This window comes from Streptomyces sp. CC224B (assembly GCF_030010595.1).
GTDB lineage: Bacteria > Actinomycetota > Actinomycetes > Streptomycetales > Streptomycetaceae > Streptomyces > Streptomyces longispororuber.
The window spans coordinates 73,316-97,455 of sequence record NZ_JASCXL010000011.1 but is presented as its reverse complement, the minus strand read 5'-3'; the positions used below and the strand labels follow the sequence as shown (position 1 = coordinate 97,455).

General features: G+C 71.2%; 24 protein-coding genes and 2 pseudogenes. 9 read left to right on the top strand and 17 right to left on the bottom strand.

Features of this window, described 5'->3' with window-relative positions; translation table 11 throughout:
* The first annotated feature begins 2 nt into the window (after nt 1-2).
* Both QK440_RS07060 and QK440_RS07055 read left to right on the top strand, forming a co-directional pair.
* Entirely contained in the window at nt 3-680 is a 678-nt protein-coding gene (locus tag QK440_RS07060) for a response regulator transcription factor (RefSeq protein ID WP_164324255.1), read from the top strand.
* A 448-nt stretch (nt 681-1,128) separates the two neighbouring features.
* Nucleotides 1,129-2,352: pseudogene (locus QK440_RS07055) on the top strand (ATP-binding protein); the annotation flags it as partial.
* A gap of 328 nt (nt 2,353-2,680) precedes the next feature.
* Here the strand turns inward: QK440_RS07055 and QK440_RS07050 are convergent.
* On the bottom strand, nt 2,681-3,214 hold the full coding sequence (locus QK440_RS07050; RefSeq protein WP_282792115.1) for a GtrA family protein: 534 nt from the start codon (nt 3,212-3,214) through the stop codon (nt 2,681-2,683).
* 208 nt (nt 3,215-3,422) lie between these two features.
* Between QK440_RS07050 and QK440_RS07045 the strand changes: the two genes are divergently transcribed.
* The 3 genes from QK440_RS07045 to QK440_RS07035 are packed head-to-tail and all read left to right on the top strand — an operon-like array spanning nt 3,423 to nt 6,413.
* A complete protein-coding gene (locus QK440_RS07045) occupies nt 3,423-4,640 on the top strand; it encodes a 5-(carboxyamino)imidazole ribonucleotide synthase (RefSeq protein WP_349239271.1) in 1,218 nt (405 codons plus the stop codon).
* The gene (gene purE, locus QK440_RS07040; protein ID WP_282792113.1) at nt 4,637-5,203 is read left to right on the top strand and encodes a 5-(carboxyamino)imidazole ribonucleotide mutase; all 567 of its coding nucleotides are present in this window, start codon (nt 4,637-4,639) and stop codon (nt 5,201-5,203) included. Before QK440_RS07045 ends, purE begins: the two co-directional genes overlap by 4 nt.
* Before the next feature lie 4 nt (nt 5,204-5,207).
* Entirely contained in the window at nt 5,208-6,413 is a 1,206-nt protein-coding gene (locus tag QK440_RS07035) for a dipeptidase (RefSeq protein ID WP_282792112.1), read from the top strand.
* An 88-nt stretch (nt 6,414-6,501) separates the two neighbouring features.
* Here the strand turns inward: QK440_RS07035 and QK440_RS07030 are convergent, their stop codons facing one another.
* Both QK440_RS07030 and QK440_RS07025 read right to left on the bottom strand, forming a co-directional pair.
* Nucleotides 6,502-7,095 (bottom strand): GNAT family N-acetyltransferase, encoded by a 594-nt coding sequence (locus QK440_RS07030; protein ID WP_282792111.1) that lies wholly within the window; start codon nt 7,093-7,095, stop codon nt 6,502-6,504.
* Between the two features lie 182 nt (nt 7,096-7,277).
* Nucleotides 7,278-8,621 (bottom strand): UDP-glucose/GDP-mannose dehydrogenase family protein, encoded by a 1,344-nt coding sequence (locus tag QK440_RS07025; RefSeq protein WP_282792110.1) that lies wholly within the window; start codon nt 8,619-8,621, stop codon nt 7,278-7,280.
* Between the two features lie 201 nt (nt 8,622-8,822).
* Here QK440_RS07025 and QK440_RS07020 point away from each other — a divergent pair, with 201 nt between their 5' ends.
* Entirely contained in the window at nt 8,823-9,980 is a 1,158-nt protein-coding gene (locus QK440_RS07020; protein WP_282792109.1) for an acyl-CoA dehydrogenase, read from the top strand.
* 104 nt (nt 9,981-10,084) lie between these two features.
* Here QK440_RS07020 and QK440_RS07015 read toward each other — a convergent pair whose 3' ends face one another.
* Nucleotides 10,085-10,603, bottom strand: a complete 519-nt coding sequence (locus QK440_RS07015; protein WP_282792108.1) for a CGNR zinc finger domain-containing protein — start codon at nt 10,601-10,603, stop codon at nt 10,085-10,087.
* 133 nt (nt 10,604-10,736) lie between these two features.
* Here QK440_RS07015 and QK440_RS07010 point away from each other — a divergent pair, with 133 nt between their 5' ends.
* Entirely contained in the window at nt 10,737-11,132 is a 396-nt protein-coding gene (locus QK440_RS07010; protein WP_282792107.1) for a VOC family protein, read from the top strand.
* Nucleotides 11,133-11,150: 18 nt separating this feature from the next.
* Here the strand turns inward: QK440_RS07010 and QK440_RS07005 are convergent, their stop codons facing one another.
* The gene (locus QK440_RS07005) at nt 11,151-12,239 is read right to left on the bottom strand and encodes a dipeptidase (protein ID WP_282792106.1); all 1,089 of its coding nucleotides are present in this window, start codon (nt 12,237-12,239) and stop codon (nt 11,151-11,153) included.
* Nucleotides 12,240-12,502: 263 nt separating this feature from the next.
* Nucleotides 12,503-13,831, bottom strand: coding sequence for an LCP family protein (locus QK440_RS07000; protein WP_282792105.1), 1,329 nt, complete (start codon nt 13,829-13,831; stop codon nt 12,503-12,505).
* A 129-nt stretch (nt 13,832-13,960) separates the two neighbouring features.
* Between QK440_RS07000 and QK440_RS06995 the strand changes: the two are divergent.
* Nucleotides 13,961-14,218 (top strand): annotated as a pseudogene (locus tag QK440_RS06995) (acyl-CoA thioesterase); the annotation flags it as partial.
* Between the two features lie 136 nt (nt 14,219-14,354).
* Nucleotides 14,355-14,894, top strand: coding sequence for an acyl-CoA thioesterase (locus QK440_RS06990; RefSeq protein ID WP_282792104.1), 540 nt, complete (start codon nt 14,355-14,357; stop codon nt 14,892-14,894).
* Between the two features lie 355 nt (nt 14,895-15,249).
* Here the strand turns inward: QK440_RS06990 and QK440_RS06985 are convergent, their stop codons facing one another.
* The 11 genes from QK440_RS06985 to QK440_RS06935 all read right to left on the bottom strand — a co-directional run bounded on the left by QK440_RS06985 (nt 15,250) and on the right by QK440_RS06935 (nt 24,140).
* Complete coding sequence (locus tag QK440_RS06985; RefSeq protein WP_282792103.1) at nt 15,250-15,648, bottom strand: hypothetical protein; 399 nt, start codon at nt 15,646-15,648, stop codon at nt 15,250-15,252.
* Nucleotides 15,649-15,714: 66 nt separating this feature from the next.
* Nucleotides 15,715-16,500 (bottom strand): hypothetical protein, encoded by a 786-nt coding sequence (locus tag QK440_RS06980; protein WP_282792102.1) that lies wholly within the window; start codon nt 16,498-16,500, stop codon nt 15,715-15,717.
* A 241-nt stretch (nt 16,501-16,741) separates the two neighbouring features.
* A complete protein-coding gene (locus QK440_RS06975) occupies nt 16,742-16,900 on the bottom strand; it encodes a hypothetical protein (protein ID WP_282792101.1) in 159 nt (52 codons plus the stop codon).
* Between the two features lie 232 nt (nt 16,901-17,132).
* Nucleotides 17,133-18,266 carry a methyltransferase domain-containing protein gene (locus QK440_RS06970; RefSeq protein WP_282792100.1) on the bottom strand — a complete coding sequence of 378 codons (1,134 nt, stop codon included), beginning with the start codon at nt 18,264-18,266 and terminating at the stop codon, nt 17,133-17,135.
* A complete protein-coding gene (locus tag QK440_RS06965; RefSeq protein WP_282792099.1) occupies nt 18,263-19,150 on the bottom strand; it encodes a radical SAM/SPASM domain-containing protein in 888 nt (295 codons plus the stop codon). Before QK440_RS06965 ends, QK440_RS06970 begins: the two co-directional genes overlap by 4 nt.
* 278 nt (nt 19,151-19,428) lie before the next feature.
* Nucleotides 19,429-19,659, bottom strand: a complete 231-nt coding sequence (locus tag QK440_RS06960; RefSeq protein WP_282792098.1) for a hypothetical protein — start codon at nt 19,657-19,659, stop codon at nt 19,429-19,431.
* Between the two features lie 134 nt (nt 19,660-19,793).
* The gene (locus QK440_RS06955) at nt 19,794-20,978 is read right to left on the bottom strand and encodes a helix-turn-helix transcriptional regulator (RefSeq protein WP_282792097.1); all 1,185 of its coding nucleotides are present in this window, start codon (nt 20,976-20,978) and stop codon (nt 19,794-19,796) included.
* A gap of 106 nt (nt 20,979-21,084) precedes the next feature.
* The gene (locus tag QK440_RS06950) at nt 21,085-21,342 is read right to left on the bottom strand and encodes a hypothetical protein (RefSeq protein ID WP_282792096.1); all 258 of its coding nucleotides are present in this window, start codon (nt 21,340-21,342) and stop codon (nt 21,085-21,087) included.
* The gene (locus tag QK440_RS06945; RefSeq protein WP_282792095.1) at nt 21,339-21,575 is read right to left on the bottom strand and encodes a hypothetical protein; all 237 of its coding nucleotides are present in this window, start codon (nt 21,573-21,575) and stop codon (nt 21,339-21,341) included. Before QK440_RS06945 ends, QK440_RS06950 begins: the two co-directional genes overlap by 4 nt.
* Nucleotides 21,576-21,629: 54 nt before the next feature.
* Nucleotides 21,630-22,427 (bottom strand): peptidoglycan-binding protein, encoded by a 798-nt coding sequence (locus QK440_RS06940; protein ID WP_282792094.1) that lies wholly within the window; start codon nt 22,425-22,427, stop codon nt 21,630-21,632.
* An 81-nt stretch (nt 22,428-22,508) separates the two neighbouring features.
* Nucleotides 22,509-24,140, bottom strand: coding sequence for a right-handed parallel beta-helix repeat-containing protein (locus tag QK440_RS06935; protein WP_282792093.1), 1,632 nt, complete (start codon nt 24,138-24,140; stop codon nt 22,509-22,511).

Sequence of the window (24,140 nt, the reverse complement as noted above, 5' to 3'; positions counted from 1 at the left end):
CCATGACCCGTGTACTGCTCGCCGAGGACGACGCGTCCATCTCGGAGCCGCTGGCCCGCGCCCTGCGCCGGGAAGGCTACGAGGTCGAAGTGCGCGAGGACGGTCCGACCGCCCTCGACGCCGGGCTGCAGGGCAGCGTGGACCTGGTCGTGCTCGACCTGGGGCTGCCCGGCATGGACGGCCTGGAGGTCGCCCGGCGGCTGCGCGCCGAGGGGCACACGGTGCCGATCCTCATCCTCACCGCGCGCGCCGACGAGGTCGACACCGTCGTCGGGCTCGACGCGGGGGCCGACGACTACGTCACCAAGCCCTTCCGCCTCGCCGAACTGCTCGCGCGGGTACGGGCGCTGCTGCGGCGCGGCGCCTCGGAGCCGGCGCAGCCGCCCGCCACGCACGGCGTACGCATCGACGTCGAGTCGCACCGGGCCTGGATGGGGGAGGAGGAACTCCAGCTCACGGCCAAGGAGTTCGACCTCCTGCGGGTGCTCGTGCGGGACGCGGGGCGGGTCGTCACCCGGGACCAGCTCATGCGCGAGGTCTGGGACACGACGTGGTGGTCCTCCACGAAGACCCTGGACATGCACATCTCGTGGCTGCGCAAGAAGCTGGGGGACGACGCGGCGAATCCGCGGTACATCGCCACGGTCCGTGGCGTCGGCTTCCGCTTCGAGAAGTCCTAGCCCCTGCCGGGGCGGGTTGTTTCCCGCCCGCCCACCCGTGACTCCCCGGCCTTGCCGGCCCGGCCCCGACGCGGTGCGCTGTCCCGCCGTCGTGGGTTTCTTCCCGCCCGCCCACCCGTGACTCCCCGGCCTTGCCCGTCCGGCCCCGACGCGGAGCGCTTCCCCGCCGTGGATACCGCCCGCCACCGCCGTGGGCGGCGACCGCCCGCCCCGCTGTGGGCAATCGTCCCGCTGGGCGGGACGGGTGGGCACAGCCCCAGGTGCCGCCCGGCCGCGCGCCAGGGCCTCCGGCCGGTGCAGCCCCAGGTGCCGCCCGGCCGGGTATCAGGGCGCCCGAGCGGGCGCAGCCCCGGTGCCGCCCGGCCGGGAAGGGCGGTGGTGGTCGGGCCCCGGGGGTGGGGCGGGGCACACTGGTCGGGTCCGTTCCCCCGCCCGGCCGGAGGGCCCCGTGCGCCGACGCCTCATCAACTCGACCCTCGCCGTCGTCCTCGTGGTGATCGCCGTCTTCGGCGTCTCCCTGGTGATCGTCGAGACCCGCACGATCAGCAACAGCGCCCAGGAGCGCGTCAACTCCGAGGCCGTCCGCCTCGCGAGCATCGTCGACAGCCGCCTGATCAGCGACGAGCGCGTCACCGGCGAGGTCCTGCGGGAGCAGGTCGACATCGAGCGCTACGCCCGCATCGAGATCCCCGGCCGCGCCCCCATCGAGGTCGGCACCCGCCCGGAGGGCGACGTCATCCGGGCCGAGGAGGACGGCGAGGAGGGGGAGAAGGTCACGGTCGAGGAGCCCCGCACCGCCGTCACCCAGGAGGTCGGCCGCACCCTGCTGATCATCGGCGGGGTCGCCCTGCTCGCCATCGTCGCCGCGGTCCTGCTCGCCGTACGCCAGGCCAACCGCCTCGCCTCGCCGCTCACGGACCTCGCGGAGACCGCCGAGCGCCTCGGCTCCGGCGACCCGCGCCCCCGCCACCGCCGCTACGGCGTCCCGGAGCTGGACCGCGTCGCGGACGTGCTGGACTCCAGCGCGGAGCGGATCGCCCGCATGCTCACCGCCGAGCGGCGCCTGGCCGCCGACGCCTCGCACCAGCTGCGCACCCCGCTGACCGCCCTGTCCATGCGCCTGGAGGAGATCACCGTCACCGACGACCTGGACACGGTGAAGGAGGAGGCGACGATCGCGCTGACGCAGGTGGAGCGGCTCACGGACGTGGTGGAGCGGCTGCTCACCAACTCCCGCGACCCCCGCACCGGCTCCGCGGTCTCCTTCGACCTGGACGAGGTGATCAAGCAGCAGTTGGAGGAGTGGCGCCCGGCCTACCGCAGCGCGGGCCGCGCCATCGTCAGCTCCGGCAAGCGCCACCTGAAGGCCGTGGGCACCCCGGGCGCGGTCGCCCAGGTCCTGGCGGCGCTGATCGAGAACTCGCTGATGCACGGCGGCGGCACCGTCGCCCTGCGGACCCGCGTCACCGGCAACCAGGCGGTCATCGAGGTCACCGACAACGGCCCGGGCGTGCCCGCCGACCTCGGCGCGCGGATCTTCGAGCGCACCATCAGCGGCCGCAATTCGACAGGGATCGGGCTCGCCGTGGCCCGCGATCTGGCCGAAGCGGACGGGGGCCGCCTGGAGATGCTCCAGGCCCAGCCCCCGGTGTTCGGCCTCTTCCTCTCGCGCCAGCAGCCGTCCCAGGACGACGCGGCCGATGCGGACAAGGCCGACAGAAGCGGAGAGAGCGACAAGCCCGGCAAGGATGGCGGCAAGGACGGCAAGCGCGGCCGGGCCGGGCACGGATCCGGCCCCCGCCGCGACGAGCAGACGGTCCGCTGAGCCCGCACGGCAGCGCCCGAGCGAGCGGCGCCCACGACAGCGCCCGACCGGACGGCACCCGCCACAGCGGCACCCGCCTCATCCCCGCGGCCGCGGCGGACCGCGCCGGACGGCACCCGCCAGAGCCCCGCGGCGCACGGCCGCGACAGCGGCCCGCCCTCAGCCCCGCGGCCCCTCAGCCCCGGCGCCGCGCCCCCGACGCCGTTCCCCGCGGCTCCGCGCCGTCGCGCGCGTCCTCCTCCAGGAACGATTCCGCATGCGCGACCGCCTCCCGCGCGGGCAGCGCCCGGAACACCCAGGAGCGGTACGACCAGAAGCGGAACAGCGTGGCGATGGCCATGCCGAGGAACTTGAAGACGTTCGTCTGGAGCCTGCTGTCCCAGCCGAACCCGTACGTCGCCACGTACAGGACGCCGTTCTCGATGACCAGGCCGACCACGCTGAACAGCAGGAAGAGCGACAGCTCCTTGGTGCGGCCGCTCTTGTCCCGGTCGCGGTAGGTGAAGTAGCGGAACCCCACGTAGTTGCAGCAGATCGCGACGAGCGTGGCGATGACGCTGGCGCGCACCACCGGGAGGTCGGTGACGTGGCGCACGAAGTTGAAGACGGCGAAGTTGACCAGCGTCCCCACGGCGCCCACGGCACCGAACTTCGCCACTTCCCGTGTGAGCCGGTCCACTCGCACCCGTAGTGCGCCACGGTCCTTCATGGTCGCCCCAGCCCCCGTGTCGGTGTCGGTCGGTCGTGTCGGCCGTGTCGGCCGCGGTCGGTGGCGGCCGGTCGGAGCCGGTTCTCCACGGTGTCGACGGGATGCTGCGTCCGCTTCGTTTGCGGTTTCCCCGGTCGCGTCAACCCAGCCATGCTAACCAGCGCCCGCCGCCGGCGCGCGGGGACGCCGTCCGAACCGCGGCACGCCCCTGACGGCGGAGCGCGGAATCGGGCCGTCCACGGATGGCCGATACCCTGTGGGTGTGACGTTCCCGGTAGTCGGCATGGTCGGCGGGGGCCAGCTCGCTCGTATGACCCACGAGGCGGGCATCCCGCTCGGCATCAGGTTCAAGCTCCTCAGCGACACTCCGCAGGATTCCGCGGCGCAGGTCGTCAGCGACGTCGTCATCGGCGACTATCGCGACCTCGACACGCTGCGTGACTTCGCGCGGGGCTGCGACGTGATCACCTTTGATCACGAACATGTACCCACCGAGCATCTACGGGCCCTGGAGGCGGACGGCATCCCCGTGCGCCCGGGGCCCGACGCGTTGGTGCACGCCCAGGACAAGGGGGTGATGCGCGCGAAGCTGGACGCGCTCGGGGTGCCGTGCCCACGCCACCGGATCGTGAGCGATCCGGCGGACGTGGTGGCGTTCGCGGCCGAAGGCGTCCCCGAGGGTGACACGGACAGTGACGGCTTCCCGGTCGTCCTGAAGACCGTGCGCGGTGGCTACGACGGCAAGGGCGTATGGGTCGTGCGCTCCGCCGAGCAGGCCGCCGAGCCCTTCCGCGCGGGCGTTCCGGTCCTCGCCGAGGAGAAGGTCGACTTCGTACGGGAGCTGGCGGCGAACGTCGTACGCTCCCCGCACGGCCAGGCCGTGGCGTACCCCGTCGTGGAGTCGCAGCAGGTCGACGGCGTCTGCGACACCGTCATCGCGCCCGCCCCGGGCCTCTCCGAGGAGCTGGCGGGACGGGCCCAGGAGCTGGCGCTGCGGGTGGCGCGGGAGCTGGGCGTGGTCGGGCACCTGGCCGTCGAGCTGTTCGAGACCCGCGACGGCCGCGTGCTGGTCAACGAACTGGCGATGCGCCCGCACAATTCCGGCCACTGGACCCAGGACGGCGCGGTGACCTCCCAGTTCGCCAACCACGTCCGCGCGGTCCTCGACCTGCCGCTCGGCGACCCGCGCCCGCGCGCGACGTGGACGGTCATGGCGAACGTCCTCGGCGGCGACTACCCCGACATGTACACCGCGTACCTGCACTGCATGGCGCGCGACCCGAAGCTGAAGATCCACATGTACGGCAAGGACGTGAAGCCCGGCCGCAAGGTCGGCCACGTCAACACCTACGGCGACGACCTGGACGAGGTCCTGGACCGCGCCCGCCACGCTGCCGGCTACCTCAGAGGAACGATCACCGAATGAGCAGTCCCGAAAGCGGTCCCCACGGTCCCCACCAGGGCCCCGTCGTCGGCGTCGTCATGGGCTCGGACTCCGACTGGTCCGTCATGGAGGCCGCCGCCCAGGCCCTCGACGAGTTCGAGATCCCGTACGAGGTGGACGTGGTGTCCGCGCACCGCATGCCGCACGAGATGGTCGCGTACGGCGAACAGGCCGCCGACCGCGGCCTGAAAGCGATCATCGCGGGCGCGGGCGGCGCCGCCCACCTGCCCGGCATGCTCGCCTCCGTGACGCCGCTGCCGGTCATCGGCGTGCCCGTGCCGCTCAAGTACCTCGACGGCATGGACTCGCTGCTGTCCATCGTGCAGATGCCCGCGGGCGTGCCGGTCGCGACGGTCTCCGTGGGCGGCGCGCGCAACGCCGGGCTGCTCGCCGCGCGCATGCTCGCCGCGCACGACGGCGAACTGCTCGGCCGCATGCGGGAGTTCCAGCAGGAGCTGAACGACCAGGCGACGGAGAAGGGCAAGCGGCTGCGCGCCAAGGTGGAGGGCACGGGTTCCGGTTTCGGCTTCGGTTCGGGACAGTGACCTCATGACGAAGCTGCCCGACTCCCTGGCCCGCGCCCGTGCCCTGCTCGCCGAGTCCCCCGTCGTGGACGGCCACAACGACCTGCCCTGGGCGCTGCGCGAGAAGGCCGGGTACGACCTCGACCTGCTGGACATCGCCGCGGACCAGACGGGCCGGCTGCACACGGACCTGGCCCGGCTGCGCTCGGGCGGCGTCGGCGCCCAGTACTGGTCGGTGTACGTGCGCACCGACCTGGCGGGCGACGCCGCGGTCAGCGCGACCCTGGAACAGATCGACTGCGTCCGCCAGTTGCTCGACCGCCACCCCGGCGACCTGCGGGCCGCGCACACCGCCGCCGACATGGAGGCGGCCCGCGCGGAGGGCCGGATCGCCTCCCTCATGGGCGCCGAGGGCGGCCACTCGATCAACAACTCCCTCGCCACGCTGCGGGCGCTGTACGCGCTCGGCGTCCGCTACATGACGCTGACGCACAACGACAACATCGCGTGGGCGGACTCGGCGACCGACGAGCCGGGCGTCGGCGGCCTGTCGCCGTTCGGCCACGAGGTGGTCCGCGAGATGAACCGCCTCGGCATGCTGGTGGACCTCTCGCACGTGGCGGCGACCACGATGCGGGCGGCCCTGGACACCTCCGAGGCGCCGGTGATCTTCTCCCACTCCTCGGCGCGCGCGGTCTGCGACCACCCCCGCAACATCCCGGACGACGTCCTGGAGCGCCTGCCCGCCAACGGCGGCGTGGCGATGGCGACCTTCGTGCCGAAGTTCGTCCTCCAGGAGGCGGTCGACTGGACGCTGGCGGCCGACAACAACATGCGCGCGCACGGCTTCCACCACCTGGACACCACCTCGGAGGCCATGGAGGTCCACGCGGCCTTCGAGGAGTCGAACCCGCGCCCCGTCGCCACCGCCGCGACGGTGGCCGACCACCTCGACCACATGCGCGAGGTCGCGGGCATCGACCACATCGGCATCGGCGGCGACTACGACGGCACCGCGTTCACGCCCGTGGGCCTGGACGACGTCTCCGGCTACCCGAACCTGATCGCGGAGCTCCTCGACCGCGGCTGGTCCACGGCCGACCTCGCCAAGCTGACGTGGGGCAACGCGGTACGCGTCCTCGGCGCGGCGGAGGACGTGGCCCGTGACGTCCGCTCCCGGCGCGGCCCGTCGGTCGCGACGCTGGAGCAGTTGGACGGCGCGAGCCGCTGACCCGGCGGCGACGGACACCGCAAGGGGCGTGACCCACCGGGTCACGCCCCTTGCGCTTCGGCCCTCTGTGCGCCGGCGCCGCGTGGTGCTACGTGGCGTCCCGCCACATCAGCCACACCGAGGGGCCGTCCAGGGGGAGGCTCAGCTCCTTCCGCAGGGTGAAGCCGAAGTGCTCGTAGAACGGCACGTTCTCGGCCTTGGAGGACTCCAGGTACGCGGGCAGGCCCGCCGCGTCGGCCCGGGCGAGGCCGGACCGCAGCAGGGCGGCCCCGTGCCCCTGGCCCCGGGCGGCGGGGTCGGCCCCGACCACGGCGAGGTACCAGTGCGGCTCGGCGGGCGTGTACCGGGTGATCACCTCGTAGCTGGCCTCGAGCCGGGTGGTGTGCTCGCCGAGGACGGCCCCCAGCTCCGCGAACAGCTCCTCGTCGGGCTCGGCCTCGTCGCCGGTGCGCGGCGGCAGCCAGAAGGAGGCGGCGGAGCCGGTCAGCTCGCACAGGCCGTGCGGGCCGTAGTGCCGCGTGTAGAGGGTGGCGAAGTACCGCTCGAGCCGCTCCCCGCGGGTGTCCGCGTCGGGGAACAGCCACCGCATCATCGGGTCGGACGCGAACGACCGCGCCAGTGTCGTGGCGAGGGACGGGACGTCATCGGGCGTGACGGGGCGCGGAGTTGGTGTAGTGGCCATGTGGTGATTGTGCAGAACGGGTGATCGTTCTGTACGTGCGGGGTGGGGCGCCCCGTCGGTACGAGGCCAGGGGCCCGGCCACTCCCGAGCCCGCGCCCGTCAAGGCCCCGTGCCAGCCAAGGCCACGGACCCGTCAGGCCCCGCGCCCGTCAGGCTCCGGACCCGTCAAGGCCGCGGCCCCGTCAGGCCCCCGGCCGTCCCATGGCGCGGAAGGTCCACCCCGCCGCGCGCCACCGCTCCGGGTCCAGCGCGTTCCGGCCGTCCAGCAGGACCCGCTGCCCCGTCACGGCCCCGAGCGCCTCGGGGTCGAGCTCGCGGAACTCGCGCCACTCGGTGAGGTGCAGGACCACATCGGCCCCCCGGACGGCGTCCTCGGCCGTGTCGGCGTACCCGAGCGTCGGGAAGACGCGGCGGGCGTTGGCCATGCCCTTGGGGTCGTAGACGGTGACCTGGCCGCCCTGGAGGTGGATCTGCCCGGCCACGTTCAGGGCGGGCGAGTCGCGCACGTCGTCGGAGTCCGGCTTGAAGGCGGCGCCGAGCACGGCCACCCGCTTGCCCAGGAACGATCCGCCGCCGACGGCCTCGCGGGCCAGCTCCACCATGTGCCCGCGGCGCCGCATGTTGATCGAGTCGACCTCGCGCAGGAAGGTCAGGGCCTGGTCGGCGCCCAGCTCCCCGGCGCGCGCCATGAACGCGCGGATGTCCTTGGGCAGGCAGCCGCCGCCGAAGCCGATCCCGGCGCGCAGGAACTTGGCGCCGATGCGGTCGTCGTACCCGAGGGCCTCGGCGAGCTTCACCACGTCGCCGCCCGCGGCCTCGCAGACCTCGGCCATGGCGTTGATGAAGGAGATCTTCGTGGCCAGGAAGGAGTTCGCGGAGGTCTTGACCAGCTCGGCCGTGGGGAAGTCGGTGACGACGAAGGGCGAGCCCTCGGCGATCGGCGTCGCGTACACCTCGCGCAGCACCTTCTCGGCCTGCTCGCCGCGCACGCCGACCACGATCCGGTCCGGGTGCAGGGTGTCGTCGACGGCGAACCCCTCGCGCAGGAACTCCGGGTTCCAGGCCAGCTCGACGTCCGCGCCCGCGGGGGCCAGCTCGGCGATCCGGGCCGCGATCCGGTCCGCGCTGCCGACCGGCACGGTCGACTTGCCGACGACCAGGGCGGGGCGCCGCAGATGGCGGGCGAGGGAGTCGACGGCGGCGTCCACATGGCTCATGTCGCAGGCGTACTCGCCGTGCTTCTGCGGGGTGTTGACGCAGAGGAAGTGCACGTCGCCGAAGTCGGCGGCCTCCTCCCAGTCCATGGTGAAGTTCAGCCGCCCGGTGGAGCCCTCGATCCCCGCGACGTGGGCCCGGAGCAGCTTCTCCAGGCCCGGCTCGTACATCGGGACCTCGCCGCGCCGCAGCATGTCGACCTTCTCCGGTACGACGTCGAGGCCGAGGACCTCGAAGCCGAGCTCGGCCATGGCCGCGGCGTGGGTGGCGCCGAGGTAGCCGGTGCCGATCACGGTGATCTTCAGGGCCATGAGGGTGCTCCAGTGTGGTTCGAGCGCTGCGCTGCGCTGCCCGAGCATAGTGCGGGCGTGCCGGGGCCTCTCACCGGGCACGATCACCCTGTCGTCAAACTCACGTACCGGTGACGGGAGCGGCGCCCTAAGATTCGATTCGACCAGCGTGTTACTTAACGGTAATTAGCGTCCGCGGCGTCCTTTGGAGCGTGAGAGACCTTGGCCGGAACGGCTGACTTCGACCTGTACCGCCCGTCCGAGGAGCACGAGATGCTCCGCGACACGATCCGCTCGCTCGCCGAGGCGAAGATCGCGCCGTTCGCCGCGGCCGTCGACGAGGAGTCCCGCTTCCCGCAGGAGGCCCTGGACGCCCTGGTCGCCTCCGACCTGCACGCCGTGCACGTGCCGGAGACCTTCGGCGGCGCGGGCGCCGACGCGCTCGCCACGGTCATCGTGATCGAGGAGGTGGCCCGCGTCTGCGCGTCCTCCTCCCTCATCCCGGCCGTCAACAAGCTGGGCTCGCTGCCCGTGATCCTCTCCGGCTCCGAGGAGCTGAAGAAGAAGTACATGACGCCGCTGGCCAAGGGCGACGCGATGTTCTCGTACTGCCTCTCCGAGCCGGACGCCGGTTCGGACGCGGCGGGCATGAAGACCAAGGCCGTCCGGGACGGCGACCACTACGTCCTCAACGGCGTGAAGCGCTGGATCACCAACGCCGGCGTCTCCGAGTACTACACGGTCATGGCCGTGACCGACCCCGAGAAGCGCTCCAAGGGCATCTCGGCCTTCGTCGTGGAGAAGGGCGACGAGGGCGTCTCGTTCGGCGCCCCGGAGAAGAAGCTCGGCATCAAGGGCTCGCCGACCCGCGAGGTCTACCTGGACAACGTCCGCATCCCCGCCGACCGCATGATCGGCGCGGAGGGCACGGGCTTCGCCACGGCGATGAAGACCCTGGACCACACCCGCATCACCATCGCCGCCCAGGCCCTCGGCATCGCCCAGGGCGCCCTCGACTACGCCAAGGGCTACGTCCAGGAGCGCAAGCAGTTCGGCAAGCCGATCGCCGACTTCCAGGGCGTCCAGTTCATGCTCGCGGACATGGCCATGAAGATCTCCGCCGCCCGCGCCCTGACCTACCAGGCCGCCGCCGCCTCCGAGCGCGGCGACGCCGACCTGACCTACCAGGGTGCCGCCGCCAAGTGCTTCGCCTCCGACGTGGCCATGGAGGTCACCACGGACGCCGTCCAGCTCCTCGGCGGCTACGGCTACACCCGCGACTACCCGGTCGAGCGCATGATGCGCGACGCCAAGATCACGCAGATCTACGAGGGCACGAACCAGGTCCAGCGGATCGTGATGGCCAGGAACCTTCCGTAGCGGCGCACGCGCCCCCGGAGAACACCCCGCGGAGACAAGGCAGCCCCCGGCACCGCGCCGGGGGCTGTCGTCGTCCGGGCGGCTCCCCGCGCCAGGGCGTGCGGCTACGAGGGGCGCCGGGACCTGCGGGCCCGGTACGCCCGCATCTTGGCGCGGGCCCCGCACACCCCCATGTCGCACCAGCGGCCCCGGCCGCCCGGGCTGCGGTCGTAGTACGCCCAGTGACAGGTGGCGGACTCGCACCCCTTGAGCCGCTGCCAGGTGCCCGCCGCCAGCCCCTCCGCGACGGCCGCCGCCACCCGGGACAGGAGCGTCCCGGGCTCGGCGGGGACGAGCCGCGCCGAGCCGTCGGCCGGGTCGACGCGGACCAGCAGGGGAGCCCCGGCCAGGAGGTCGCCGAGGGGCCGCACCTCGCGGTGCGGCGCGTGCCCGGCGTGGGCGAGGCACGCCGCCCGCAGGGCCTCGCGCAGCTCCCGCGCGGCGGCCACCTCACCCGGCGCGAGGCCGAACCGCGCGCGCCCCGTTTCGGTGTCCAGCTCGTCGGTACCCGCCCCGATGTCGAGGGTGTTCACCAGGGCCTGCACCAGGGCGAGCCCACCGGGTGCGGGCGCTCTGTCGTTCATGGTTGCGACGTTACCGCCACTGTCACAGTATGGGGTAACCCCAGGCGTTACCGGGTAGAAGTCTGAAGCGGTAACCCATCGACCCGCGTTCGACCCTGCCGAGACCCTGCCGAGACCCTGCCGAGGAGAAGACATGGCCACCCCCGTCGCCAAGCTCCGCAACGTCGTCCTGGACTGTCCCGAGCCCCGCCGCCTCGCCGAGTTCTACGCCGCGGTCATCGGCGGCGAGATCGTCGAGGAGGGCGACGGCCGGTGGATCGACCTGGTCGCGCCCGGCCGCGTCAAGGTGTCGTTCCAGCTCGCCGAGGACTTCACGCCGCCCGAGTGGCCCCGCTCGGACAGCAACGCCCAGCAGCTGCACCTGGACCTCGACGCGGGCAGCACCACGGACGAGCTGGAGGCCGCCCAGGAGCGCGTCCTGGCCCTCGGCGCCCGCCCGCTGGACCTGGACGACGACGGCGGCAAGCGCGACTTCCGCGTGTACGCCGACCCGGCGGGGCACCCGTTCTGCCTGTGCCGGATCGACTGAGCCCCGCCCGGCCCCGCGTCAGCGCGACGCCCGGGCCGTGAAGTCCGCGCCGCGCAGGGCGCGCTGCACGTTGCCCCAGGTGAGCGCCGCGATCTCGGCGTCCGCCCAGCCCCGGTCGAGCAGTTCGGCGACGAGCCTCGGGAAGCGCGAGACGTCGCCGAGCTCCTCGGGGTGCGCGGCCGCGGTGTCGTAGGTCCCGGCGAGCCCGACGCACTCCGGCCCGGCGACGTTCCGCACGTGCTCCAGGTGGTCCACGACGTCCCGCACGCGCGTCCCCGTCTGCTCGGCGGCGAGCGGCACCAGGCACAGCCCCTTGGCCGCGCCCACGGCCGCCAGCAGGCCGTCGCTCAGGTTCGCCGGGTGCTCGCGCAGCGCCCGCGCGCCGGAGCGGGTGAAGACCACCGGGGCCTTGGACAGGCCGAGCACCCGCCGCGCCGTCGCCTCCGGCGCCCCGGTCAGGTCCGCGAGGATGCCGAGCCGGTTCACCTCCCGTACGACCTGCTCGCCGAAGGCGCTCAGGCCGTCCTCGCCCGCCCACGGCGTACCGGCGAGGGTGAGCACGTTCAGGCCGAGCGCGTGCAGCGAGCGCAGCGCGCCCAGCGAGTCGCCCAGGGCGCGGGCGCTCGCCGGACCCACCACGACGGCGATCCGGCCGCGGTTGCGGGCGTCGGCGGTCTCCGACGCGTCCCGGACGAGCCGCAGGTCGTCGGCGTACCGTGCGGCGACGTGCCGGACCAGGTCGAGCTGTTCGAGCGCCGCGGCCACCGCCCGGTCCCCGTCGCGGTCGTCGGGCACGTGCAGCGACCAGAACAGCGCGCCCACCCCGCCCGCGCGCAGCCGCGGCACGTCCGTCTCCACGCTGCCGTCGCCGGACTCCAGGTCGCAGTACGGCATCGCCCGCAGGGCCCGCAGCAGACCGCTGTGGCCGTCGGCGACGGGATGCGCGTCGAGCAGGGCGCGGGCCCGGCCGAAGGCGTCCTCGCGGCCGGCGGCGGGTTCGGGCCGGGGCGCCCCGGTGACGCGCCGGGCGTCCGTGGCGGTGGCCGGGCGCCCGCCGAGCTCTCCGGCCTCGGCGGGGGTGTCGTATTCGTCCTGCAGCTCCGCCATGGCAGCTCCGCGGTCCGGTGTGGGCAGTACTGGCTGGGTCGCACCACCGTCGCACGGCGGGCGCGCGGCTTCGCGGCGGGCGGAGCGTTCGGGGTACGCCCGCCGCCACCGGGCGTACGTTCCGGCGCCACCGGGCGTACGTCCGGCGTACGCGAAGGGCCCCGCCGTGGTGACGGCGGGGCCCGGCGGGTGCGGAAGGGGCGGAAGGGCGCGGAAGGACGCGGAAGTGTGCGGAGGGGCGCGGACGGGCGCGGGAGGCGGTGTCAGTTGCCGGTGACGGTGACCTTCTCGTCGTTGTTGAGCTGCTCGACGAGCTGCTTGACCTTCGCCTTGTCCCAGACGAGGTTGCCGCCGACGGTGCCGGAGATCGGCATGTTCATGGAGGTGCCGTCGCCGCCCGTGACGCCCTTCATCGCCCAGAACATCGACGCCACGTCCATCAGGCCCATGTCCTTGTCGACGATCAGCGTGTCCAGGCCGGCGCCCATCGTCGGGTAGAGCTTGAACGGGTTCATGACCGTGCCGGGCGTGGCCGCCTGGTTGGCGAGGGCCGCGAGGAACTTCTGCTGGTTCTTGGTGCGGTCCAGGTCACTGCCCGCGAAGGCGTACCGCGTACGCACGAAGGCCAGGGCCTCCTCGCCGTTCAGCGTCTGCTTGCCCGCCTCGAAGTCGGCGCCGGACTTCTTGTCCTTGAAGGCCTTGGGGATGTCCATCTCCACGCCGCCGACCGCGTCGACGATCTCCGCGAAGCCGCCGAAGCCGATCTCCGCGTAGTGGTCGATGCGCAGGCCCGTGTTGGCCTCGACGGTCCGCACGAGCAGCTCGGGGCCGTCCTCGGCGTACGCGGCGTTCAGCTTCACCTGGCGGCCGGTGCCCGGGTAGAGCTTGCCGGAGTCCGCGCCCTTGAAGGAGGGGATGGTGACGTTCGAGTCGCGCGGCAGCGAGATCATCGTGTTCCCGCCGTCGTCCGCGACGTGCAGGATCATCATCGAGTCGGTGCGCTTGCCCTCGGCGGAGCCGGTGTGCAGCTTCTTCTTCTCCTCGTCGGACATGCCCTCGCGGCTGTCCGACCCCACGATCAGGTAGTTCGTGCCCTTGCCGCCCGCGGGCCGCTCGATGACCTTCGACAGGTCGACCTCGCGCTTGAGCTTGGAGTCCGCCCAGAAGTACGTGCCGACGGAGACGACGATCAGCAGGGCCAGGAACGTGACCAGGCCCCAGGTGATGCGCTTCCTCCAGTTCACCGGCGGCCTCGGTCGCGGCGGCGCCTGCGGGCCCTGGGGGCCGCCCGGCCCCTGCCCGCCGCGGCGCGGTCCGGCCGGCGCGCCGTAGACCTGCCCGGTGTTGTAGCCGCTGTCGTAGCCCTCCGGGCCGCCGGGGCCCTGGGCGTGCTGACCGGGCTGCCCCGGCTGGGGCCGCTGGTCGCGGTAGAGGTCGTCGTACACGTTGTCGTCGTACGAGGGCTGGCGCGGGACCGAGTCGGGCCGCTGGACGTGGCGCATCACGCGGGCGCCCTCGGGCTGTGCGCTGCCGCTGCCGTACCCGTGGCGGTCCCCGTTGCCCTCGGTCCGCGCGTCTCGCCAATCGCTCATGTGGCTTAGTGTGCAGTGCCGCGCGCCCCGCCTCACAGGGAGGGCGTTGTTTCGGGTCACTGCTGTTGCAGAGCTGTGGCAAAGCGCCCGGGAGCGGCGTTTCCCGGCGCTCGACATAGGGTGGAGGGCATGACAGATCAGGCCCCCGGCCCGGACTCGGAGATTCCCGGCAAGCCGACCGCGGCGTCCCGCACCACGCTCAGCCACATCATGACGCACGCCGACACCAACCTCCTCGGCACCGTGCACGGCGGCGTGATCATGAAACTCGTCGACGACGCGGCGGGGGCCGTCGCCGGACGCCACTCCGGCGGACCCGCCGTGACCGCCTCCATGGACGAGATGGTCTTCCTGGAGCCCGTCAGGGTGGGCGACCTCGTTCACGTGTGATCCTCTAAGGCATAAACACGCCTGACCAGGGCAGACAGCGCGCGGGCGGCCCCGGTGTCACCTTCTGTGACGTCGGGGCCGCTCTGTGTCCTGTGGGGCGGAAGTGGCGCATAAGTGCCCTTACGCTGGTGGCATGACTGATCGTGCGCCCATAGCGGCCGTGACGGAGCTTCCCGGCAAGCCGACGGCGGCGTCTCGTACCACGCTCAGCCACATCATGACGGCGGGGGACACGAACCTCCTCGGCACGGTGCACGGCGGCGTGATCATGAAACTCGTCGATGACGCGGCGGGGGCCGTCGCTGGGCGCCACTCTGGTGGGCCGGCGGTCACGGCGTCGATGGACGAAATGGTGTTTTTGGAGCCGGTCAGAGTCGGCGACCTGGTTCACGTCCATGCGCAATGCAACTGGACGGGCCGAACCTCCATGGAGATCGGGGTTCGGGTGATGGCGGAGCGCTGGAACGAATCGTCGCCTGCGCAACAGGTGGGGTCGGCCTACCTGGTGTTCGCGGCGGTCGACGCCGACGGAAAGCCGCGCACTGTCCCGCCGGTAATTCCAGAGACTGAGCGGGATAAGCGGCGTTTCCAGGAAGCACAGATTAGGCGCACACACCGGCTGGCGCGGCGGCGGGCTATTAAGGAACTCCGCGAGCAGCGTCCGACTGATTGACGTTACGTCTCGGCCTGTTGCGTGTGTGCGTTTTGGTGTGTTGAGCAGGAAAGCCCGGGTGCCCTTGTGGGGCGCCCGGGCTGCTCTGTTTGGGGTGGTGGCTTAGCCGATTTCTACGGTGGGGGCGCCGGACCCCTGGCAGGTCTCACGGCCGCCGTCCCGCGGTTGGTGCAGGGGGGTGCCGCTCCCTGGGGGAAGGCTGAAAACGGCGCCGCATTGCTGGCACTGAGATCCGTTGGCGCATAGACCGGGGTCGAAGCGGTGTCCGCGTCTGGCACACATGATCAGTTCCTCCCTTGGGTGGGGTGGTGCTGATTGCTGTGGTGCGCCCGCCGCGCGGTGAGGCGGCGGGAAATCAGAGCTTGCGGATGAACGTGCGCTCGGCGTTGTGCCAGAAGACGGTGACGCCCTCTCGGCTGCCGTCTTCGCGGGCCGACCAGATTTCGAGTTCGGCGATTTCGGGGGATTCGGCAGCGCCGATGGCTCCGGCGAGCCATGCGTCTGCGGGGCCGGATGCGGGGGCGGCGGTGTAGGGGGCGGGCTGACCCTGGGTGGCGGGGGGGGGCACGTCGTGCTTCGCCCCTTCGGCGAGCTGGCCGATCATCTGCCACCGGGTCTCGCGGCCGGCCACGGTGACGGCGAGGCCGCAGGGGTGCTTGGTGTCGCCCGCTTCGGCGAGGGTCTGGACGCGTTGCACGTCAGGGTGGTTCTTCAGAATGTCGGTGAAAAGGCCTTGAGCCTCGGCGGGGCGCATTTGTGATCAATCCTCTCGTGGCAGCGGCCCGGTCAGTTTAGGAGGGGTGGGGCAAGATCACTGGCGCTATGGCCGGTGGGTGGGGCGGTGGCGGGTGGCCAGGGTGGAGGAGCCCGGGGCGCGGTTCGCTCGCTGGTCGGCGGGGTGGTCGGCGGGCATGCCGCGGGGTGGGTAGATGCCGGTAACAGCCGGTTTGGCGCTGTTGCTCATGGTGCGGCTGAGCGACCAGAAGAGACCGGCGGGGTCTTCAACGAGGTGGTGCCCGGGGGTGTTCTGCCAGCGGTCGTAGACGGTGGGGGCGGTGTCGGCGAAGGAGTGGAAGACGCGGGCGACGGTGGTCGGGGCGAGAGTGTTGATCTTGTAGTGGTACCGGGCGTAGAAGGCCAGGGCGGGCGGGAGCACGGTGAGGGGGAGGGTGGCGGCGCGGCGCAGGATGAGGCGCCACCCGTCGCGGGGGTACTCGGGCGGGGGGAGGGTCTTGTGATCATCAACGAAGTGGGGCAGCCACGCGCGCCGTTCGCGCTCGTCGGGCTGGGGGGGGCGCGGGCAGCGGTGGTCGGGGTGGCTGGCCGCGTACTCCTTCACGGCGGTGCCTTCGTGGTTGAAGGTGAAGACGTGGCAGTCGCGGTCTGTGAGGCGTAGGCGCCCGCTCCTGTGGCGCTCCCACAGGCCGGTTGCGGCGAGGTCGTAGAGCATGGGCAGTATCAGGAGCGGGGCGAGGCCGAGTTGGATGTCGTGGGCGGTGGCGATCTGGTGTGTGATCCGGCCGTGGATGGCGATTCGGGTGGTCTCCACGCTCGTGAGAGCGGGAGACGTGGCAGCCCAGTCGGGCGCGGGGAGGTTGCGTCTCACGGGGTGGCTCCGTTCTGTGAGGTGGGGTGCGCCCGGGTGGGGGTGAGGGGCCAGAGGGGCGCGCGGTTTCTGTAGGGCAGGAGCGGCATGGGGGGTGGGGTGTCGGGGGTGAGGGGGCCGGGGGTGAGGTGGGGTGCGCAGTCGGGGCAGGCGATTTGGGTGTGCGCGGTGCCGCGGGGGGTGATGTGGTCGCGGATCGGAACGGGGGCTTCGGTGAGGCGCCCGCAGGCGCAGCACGTCGTCATACGGCGGCCAGCCGAAGCGTGGGGTAGTCGACCGGGGTGGGCAGCTGGGGGCGGGCCCGCGTCCGGTCGCGGTCGCGCCGGGCCTCGTAGGCGGTGAGGTAGGGGCGGACAAGGGCGACGTCTTCGCCGACGAGGGGTCGGGCGCGGTCGCGCACGTGCGCGGGCAGCGGGCGGGGCGGCGGGGGCGGGGCGGCGGTGAGGTAAGCGGCAGTGTGGCGGCCGGGCGCGCGGCGGCCGACGTGCGCTCTTAACCGCTGGTGTATGAGCCGGATAGGGTTTCGCATGGCGCTGTCAGCTCCTGTGTAGCTGGTGGCGTGGTGTCACCCCCGACGGCCGCGTAGGACCGGCCGTCGGGGTCTTGTCGGCGGGGCGCCTGAGTTGGGGCGGTTACTCGATCACTGCGGACCATTCGCCCTGGCTGATGTGGCATCGGCCGTCGGGTTCGATGCGGACGCGGTAGCCGTACAGACCGAGGCTGCCTTCGAGGTTGAGCTTGTGGCGGATGCGTTCAAGGACGTCCCACAGGCGGCGCGGGCCGCTTTGGTGGACGGTGGGGGCGTCGGTCCAGCGACCGCGGGCGCGGGCCCATGAGCCGTCGGCGTGCAGGAGCCACGCCGTGCGGTGGTCACCGTCGGTTTCGAAATGGGTTTCGATGCCGGGCACGGCGAGGGTGAGGTGCGTATTCACCTCCCACGCTTCCGCCACGTTGAGGACGGGGTAGCGGCCGGTGGTGATCTCGTCGCCTTCCTGGTCGCGCGCGTGGGGGAATCGGGCCAGGAGGCGGGGCGGGTAGTCGGGGTTGTGGCGGATGCCCATGAATCCGGCCCAGTCACGTTCGATGCGCCCGACCGCGCCACCGCCGGGGTGCTTGTCGGCACCGATGATCAGCGAGGTACCGGTGATCGTGGTCACGAGCCGTCCCTCGGGGCGCAGGGCGGCCAGCCATGAGGCGGGGATGCGGGGCACCGAGACGGTGGCGATGATGCGGTCGAAGGTGCCAGGCAGGGGGCCGGTGGCGTCGACGGTGGCGATGTGGGGCTTGTGCCCGATGTCGGCGAGGCGTTCGCGGGCGGTGCCGGTGAGGTAGGGGTCCACGTCGACACTGGTGATGTGCCGGTCGCCGAAGCGTCGGCAGAGCAGGGCGGTGCCGTAGCCGCTCCCGGTGCCGATGTCGAGAACGTCCATGCCGTTGTCGGGTCGGGCGTGGCGGAACATCTGTACGACCAGCGAGGGCAGGGTCGAGGACGAGGACGGCCACCAGCGGGGGCGGTCATCGGGGTGGGCGTGATCGGCGTGCAGTGGTCCGAGGCGGGTGACGAGCGTGGTGTCGCTGTAGGCGGCGCGCATCCAGCGGTCAGGGTCGGCGGGCCCGTCGACCAAGGTGACGCCGGCGCGTTCGCTCTGCCACCAGCGGGGGACGAGGACGTGCCGGGGGGTGTGGCGCACGGCGTCGCGCCAGCGGGACTGGGGGTGGGTCACGGTGTCAGCGAGGCGCGCGGCGTGCGCTTCCCAGATCGTCATCGGGTGCCGTCCTGCGTGGTCAGGTAGATGGGCGCTACGGGGAATTTGGGGAGGCAGGCGGGGGTGTTGGCGGGGTTGCAGTCGGAGCCGTCGGGCTGGCAGGCGGTTGGGCTGAGTGGGGGGATCTTGCTCCGGGCGTCACGCCACAGGGGGCCGTCGATGAGGTCAGCGAGCGGGGTGACGCGGACGTTCCCCACAGGCATGAAGCGCGACAGCACGCACAGGGTGAGGTCCCCACTGGGCAGGATGGCGGCGCGGTTGATGCCGCACCGGCCGCACAGTTCCGCGGCGCTGGGGCCGTCGCTGCCCATGACGGCGCGGCCTACAGCGCGTACGCGGTCCATCTGGATGTCGTTGATGCCCATGGCCTCGATGTCCGCTCGGGCTTGCTGTACACGTTGGCCCGGTTGGATATGGAGGATGCCGACACGGAGCGGGATACCGCGGCGTTGGGCTTCTTGGATGTTGGTGCGGGTGCGCTGGTGGCTGCCGGGCCGCTGGGTTATGCGGTCGTGCTCGGCCGGATCGTCGCTGTAATAGCTCGTGGCGAGGCTGACGCCGTCCTGTTCGAAGACGGTCCACCAGGCAGGGCGGACGTGGTACAGGTTGCTGAACACTTCGACGTGCAGGTTCAGGCCGAGGGCGAGGTCGAGCAGGTCCACCCAGTAGGGGTACAGCGTGGGCTCGCCGCCGATGAGCTGGACCTGAGGGATGCCTAGGGCTGCTGCGTCCGTGATGACCTGTTGCCAGTCCCCAACCGTCATGCGGCCGTGCGTGCCCTGTGGGCTCGATTCGGACAGGCAGTGGGTGCACGTGAGCTGACACCCGCCGGTGATCTCTAACTCGATGGCGTGCAGGCCGGTCGGGGTAGTGGGTGCGGTCATGGTGTGGGTCTTCCCTTCTCCGTGACGGTGTGGTGGTGCCGGATTCCGGAGGTACGGGGTGGTGCTTGTGGGGCTTTGACCCGCCCCCTGCCCGGGGTGCCGGGCCTTGGGGGAGCCGTGGCGGTCACGGGCAGGGGGCGGGCGTTCGGGGCGCTCGGCGCAGACGCGAGGCGCCGGGAGTCCATCTGGCGGAAACCGATGGGTCTACGTCGTCGGTCTGGTGCCGGGCGCGAGCGATGAGTCACCGGAGCGCTGGGCGCACGGAGGGGGCGACGTACTCACAGCCACCGGCCGGACTCGGCGCGGTAGGTGCGGGTGCTGTGCTCGCGGTAGTCGAGGCGCCGGGCGCTTCCGGAGGTGCCCGAGGGCCACCGGTCCGCCTCTCCTCGCAGAGCGGCGAGGTGCTGCTCGATGTCTCGCTGTAGCGCGTCGAGTTGCGCCGTCAGCTTGTCCGCCGGTGGCTCGTCGGCGGCGGTGTGCTGTTCCGGTGGTTGCTGGGCTGTCGACATGCGGGCCCCTTGGGGATGGGCTACGGGCGTCTTCGTCACTCCGGGTAGGAGCGGCCGTCACCGCATGTTGGCCCCATGGAAAGGCCCCGACTATCAAGACATGTTGATAGCCGGGGCTAGAGCTTTACGTGCTGTTACACACCAAGCCAAGAGCCGAACGAGAGGAAGCTGTCGGGTAGTTGACGCTTCGCGGCTTCCAGCCCTGCGTACGTCTCTCGCACAGTGGGGTGATACCGCGCCTGCTGGGGAGCCGCCTTCCGGGACTTCAGAAGGTTGTTGTACGCGGTGTCGAGGTCACCCGTCCACATCAGCGAGCGGGCGTACTCGGCGTAGTGATGGCTGCGGCGAGAAGCGGGCCAGTCTTTCGGGAAGCGGACCGTACGCCCGGCGCTGACCGCGTCGCCGTACTCGTCGAGTTCAGCCGCGACGCTGACGCGGTGTACGGCGACGTTGGTAGGGCCGAAGCTCAGCCAGTGCACCTTTACGGCTTCGCCGGTGCGCTCGGCGAGGCGTTCTGCCTCGGTCAGGTGCCCTTCCGCGCGGGACCCGTCATGGGCTCGACCTGCCATGACTGCTGCCCCAAGGTGGAGTTGTCCCGTCACGACGTCGCGCTCGCGCCCAGGGTCGGCCTGTTCAAGGATGTTCAGCCCCATGCGGACCAAGCGGTCACCGGTGCGGAACTGGCCCTCGCGGAGGTAGGTCAAGGCGCGCATGTAGCGGTACATGCCGCCGAACACAGCGTCAGAGCCACGGTGCGCGGCCCAGTCCATACGGGACAGGGCGATTGCGGCAAGGTCCGCGAAGCCGAGTTTCGTCGCCACGTCGTAGGCCGTGCGGTAGGTGCTGGCGAGGAGTAGCCACCCCTCTGAGGTGTGAGCGGTGTGTGCTGCGGTGGTCGCTTCCTGAATGAGGCCGGCGACTTCGCTCGCCGCGCGCTTGATCTCCCCAGCTCGGACGGCAACGAGCAGGGCCTCGGCATCATCGGCGAGGAGCGCATGCGGACGGGGGGCGATGTCGGGATCGGCCCCCAAGTCGTAAACGTCGAGCGCTTCGCGAATGGGCCGTATCAGGACGTCTAGTTCATCAGTGCGCAACTCAACCATGTACGGCTGACCGTTGATGGTTGAGACGTCCACGCGCAAGGCGCGCGCCACGCTCGCGACAACATGTGGGCTGGCCGGAATGACGCCCTGCTCGGTCTTGGTAAGAGTGCTGTACGGCACTCGGGAGAGGTCGGAAAGGGCCCGCTGGGTGAGGTGGCGTTCTAGGCGCAGTCGCTTGATGCGCTTACCGGTGTGGTCATGAGGTAGAGCGTGCATGCTGGCTCCTGTCTGACTCGACACCTGAACGGTACCCGTTCGCCTTCGGGAGGGATCTCCGAGAACGGCGAAAGCCCCCTCCGCCCGTAGGCGGAGGGGGCGACAGCTAGCGGAGAGATGTCCAGAGGGACACGGCGAGGCCGCACAGGGCGACCAGGGCGGCCAGGGACGGGAGCGGCCACCGTGCGCGTTCGAGGGCGTCGAGGCGTGCCTCGTGGTCGGCGAGGGCGCGGTCAGTCTGGTCGCCGCGCTGTACGAGCAGGGCGAGGGAGCCGTCGACGCGAGCGAACCCCGCGGCCAGCTCCCCGCGGATCTTCTCCAACTCAACGGCGACAGTCGGATCGGACGGGGTGGGGATCGTCACGGGGTGCCCTCGCCGGTGTCGTCGACCAGGCCGAGGCCGACGCGGTCGAGCAGGGCCTCGACCGCGGGCAGGGACATGACGCGGGAGAGGCCGCCGGCGACGGCGAGGGCGCCGGCGACCCAGGGCAGGGCGGCGGGGATGCCGGAGGCGTCCACGATGGCGGGCAGGGCCAGGGCCAGGGCCACGGCGGTTTGGATCACGGTGCGGATGGTGCGGCGCGCGGCGTCGGTCATGGGGTCCTCATTTCGGGAAGGGGGGATGCGACAGCGGGGGCGGGGGCGGCGGGGTCAGGCCTTGGGGACCTTGAGGGCGGCCCACTGGCGGGGGCCGGGCCACCCGTCGCAGTACCGCGGGTCGTCGCCCAACCGACGCTGCCACTTGCGGAAGCTCGCGCGGTCGGCGTCGGTCCACTGCGGCCCGGGCCCTTCGGTGTAGGCCGAGCACCCCTCGGCGACCAGGCGTCGGCCCATGGCCGTGATGATCGGCGACCGCGGCGCGGTCTTGAACCAGGCGACACCGGGGAACGGCTCGTACTCCCGCGGCGGCTTGGGGTCGGGCTTGCCCCCGCCGGGGCGCGGGGCGCCCTGCTTGACCCAGGTGTAGAGCGGTCCACCGGGGCAGGCGGTCGGGTAGCCGTCGCGGTGCCCGCCGATCTCGCGGCCGGCGCCCCCGCTGGTACGCAGCCACTCGATCGCGTCGCGCAGCCCGTCGAGCTGCGCGTCGGTCGGCTCGGTGAGTCCGGAGTCGCCGAGCATGGCGCATACCGCGTAGTCGCGGGCGTTGAGCGTGGCCTTGCCGTTGGCGCCGGTCTTCTTGTGGGCGCCGCGGCCCTCGAACACGTACCCGTGCGGGCACACGACGGCGTTGTACGCGATGTCGGAATAGTCCTCCACGGGGTTGGCGAGGTGGCTCGCCTGAAGGGCCCGCATCCGGGCCGCGCACAGCTTGTGGGACTCCGGGCGCGCGAGGCTCGCCGGGACGAACGTGCCCTCATAGTGGATCTTCACGCCGCGGGTGCTGCGTATGTAGGTGAGCGAGTAGCGGGAGGGGCGGGCGCGCCACTGCGCGCGCGGGACGAACTTCACGGGCTGCTCCTGAGCTGGGCATGAGGAAACCCCCGGCGCGGTTGCACGGGGGGTGTACGAGGTGGGGGCGGGGCGCGGGCGTCAGGTGACGTCGGCGGCCGAGGTGTTGGAGGTGACCCCCGTGCCCTCGGCGATGGGCGCGACCGTCCACGAGCCGCGGAAGTCATTGCCGTATCGCTGAATGAGGGTGACGGGATTGGTGCCACCTTCGGCTGAGAAGGCGTGCGAGGCCTCATTTCCGGAGCCGTGCGGCCGGACCTTATTCCCGGAAAGAGAAATGGAGGAACTTCCGCCCTGGAGGCGAATTCCCCACGCATCCCCATGTTTGGAGCGACTTGGGGATTTGATGTAGTTGTTGCGCAAATGAATGTTGTCGCTGTTTCCGGTGACGAGAATTCCGGACGAGCCTGGTTCGCGGATTTGGTTACTGGCGATGGTGGAGTGGTCAACAGTGGTCAGTGCAATGCCGTTGCCCCCCACGTTCCATATCTCATTGCCCGTGGCGACCACATTGCCGGACACGCCGATGGACAGTCCCGTACCGCTGAGATTCGCCAGTACGTTGCCGGAAATAGTCACGCGCGACGCCTGCTGTAGGCGAATACCGTTCTGCCCGCCCTGCGAGCCGTCAATGCTGTTGCCCGCAATGGCGGCATTGAGGATCTGGCCGGACGACTCGCCCAATGCGACGATCGGGTCGTCGTAGCTTCCCCCGCCCCGAAAGGCATTGCCAGTGATCGTGTGGTTCCGCATCACCTGGGATGCGTTGGTCTGGGTCCCGTCCGGCGTTTTCGTGTCCTCGGGATCGGAGAGGATAACGGCACGGAGCCTGACACCGGAGCCGCATGACACGAACGTGTTTCCGGTGCACGTGAAATCCTCCCAGTTGTACGCGCTCACCGCGTACTGGAGAACATTTTCAAAGCTATTGTCGGACACTCGTATGCGACGGTGATACTTCGTGATCGTCGCCGAATGGGAACCGATACCACGCGGCCATGCTGTTGTTCCCGGGGTCCCGGAGGCTCCGACGTGGCACCCTGTGATCAGCACATCCTCGCATGGCGTGTGGTCATAAGGGCCAAAAGCCCCGAAAGCTCCGGAAGATTTCGCCAGGTCCATTTGGATAGCCTCTGAAAAGTCCCGGCCGCCCGGATCGATATAGCCTCTGAATTTGGCGTTCCTGATCACTCCGTGGCTCGTACTGTTCAGCTCGATGGCGTGATATCCCGGGGTGTCACGTACCTCCAAATCTTGAATAGTGATGTCCGTCGCGTGGCCGATGGAAATGCACATCGCGCTACCGGTGAGGCCCGGAGCGGTGCCGCGCATGTTCCACAAGCCACCTTCTATCGTGATCCGTGAATGGCCGGTGTAGCCGGGGAACGCCTGCCCACGGTCGCCGTTGACGATCATCGTTCCAGCGTGGTTGCGACGGAATTCGGCGCCCGCCATGAGCGTGAGCCGCGTATTGGAGTAAATGCGCAGGGTGGCGCCGATCAGGTAAATTCCAGGCGGTACGAAAACCTGGGCGCCGCCTATATCCCTGGCCAGGTCGAGGGCGGCTTGAATACCCGCGTGGGCATTGATACTGCCGGAGGGGTCCGCGCCAAAATTGGTCACCATGAAGCTCGACCGAGATTGGTTCATGCTTTCCAAGCGGCCCGCGGTGATATCCATGCCAGGCAGCCACCGATCAACAGGCGTCGCCAT